The following is a 1,282-nucleotide window of genomic DNA, read 5'->3' as shown; positions in this document are numbered from 1 at the left end:
GCCCCGGACGGGCCCAAGGAACGGAACACAAAAGGAGCGGTCCAAGACACCCAGTCTTGGACCGCTCACCCTTGCCCCCTTGACAAGAAATACCTACATATCAGGTGTACTGAGTCAGGACGTTGGTTACGCCGTGAATGGGTGAAGACCTCTTAGGTTGGTGGTTACCACACACAGCCAACGACTAAGAGGTCTTCATGTCCCACCGTAATGCCCGCCTGACCCCGACCGGTAGGCGGATCATCATCGAGCGTGTCCTCTCTGGCCGGCCAGTGGCGCACGTAGCCAAGGAAATGGGCGTCTCGCGCACCTGTGCCCACCGCTGGCTTAGCCGTTTCCGAATTCATGGCTGGGCCGGACTGGAAGACCGCAGCTCCAGGCCGAAGTCATGCCCGCACGCCACCCCGAAAAAAGTGGTTGCCGATGTCCTGGCCCAGCAAGTGGAGCATCGCGAAGGCCCCGTGGATCTGGCACTCCGATGCGGAGTCAGCGCCCGGACCGTCTCCAGGATCCTCGCCCGAGGCGGCATGCCCAGGCTGTGGGACCTGGATCCGGTCACCGGTGAACGGATCCGCTCCTCCCGAGCGACCGATCGCCGCTATGAACGCGACGCCCCTGGGGACATGATCCATATCGACGTCAAGAAACTCGGGCGGATCCCTGAGGGTGGCGGCTGGCGGGCCGACCCCGACCAGAGCCTGGCCAACCATCGCACGTCACACCAAAAGCTGGGCTTCGATTACGTTCACGTCGCCGTCGATGACCACTCCCGCTTGGCCTACGCCGAAGTGCTTCCCGATGAGAAGGGACCGACCTGCGCCGGGTTCCTCACCCGGGCTGCAGCCGCCATGGCATCCAACGGAGCACCCGTGAAACGCGTCATGACCGACAACGCTTTCGCCTACCGGCTCTCCCGCGACTTCCAGGACGCCCTGGCCCAGCTGGGGGCCAAACACATCCTGATCAAACCTCGGCATCCCTGGCAGAACGGAAAAGCAGAACGCTTCAACCGCACCTTGCAGGAAGGCTGGGCCTACCGGCAACCATTCACATCCAACCAGGCCCGCACTGATGCCCTGCAGCCATGGCTAGACTTCTACAACAACCACCGGCCCCACGGCAGCCTCGGAGGCAAGCCACCCATCAGCCGGTGCAACCAACCTATTGGCTGAGTACACCTGATATGTAGGTATTTCTTGTCAAGGGGGCAAGGGTGAGCGGTCCAAGACTGGGTGTCTTGGACCGCTCCTTTTGTGTTCCGTTCCTTGGGCCCGTCCGGGGC

At 62.4% G+C, this 1,282-nt stretch carries 1 protein-coding gene; it reads left to right on the top strand.

What is annotated here, in order from left to right:
- Nucleotides 1-197: 197 nt before the first annotated feature.
- Entirely contained in the window at nucleotides 198-1,172 is a 975-nt protein-coding gene (locus ABFP37_RS22465; RefSeq protein WP_347035028.1) for an IS481 family transposase, read from the top strand.
- The last annotated feature ends 110 nt before the right edge of the window (nucleotides 1,173-1,282 follow it).

This window comes from Burkholderia sp. RS01, from assembly GCF_039748055.1.
GTDB lineage: Bacteria > Actinomycetota > Actinomycetes > Actinomycetales > Micrococcaceae > Arthrobacter.
Note: the sequence above shows the minus strand (reverse complement) of the source record. Positions and strands in the feature narration are given on the sequence as shown.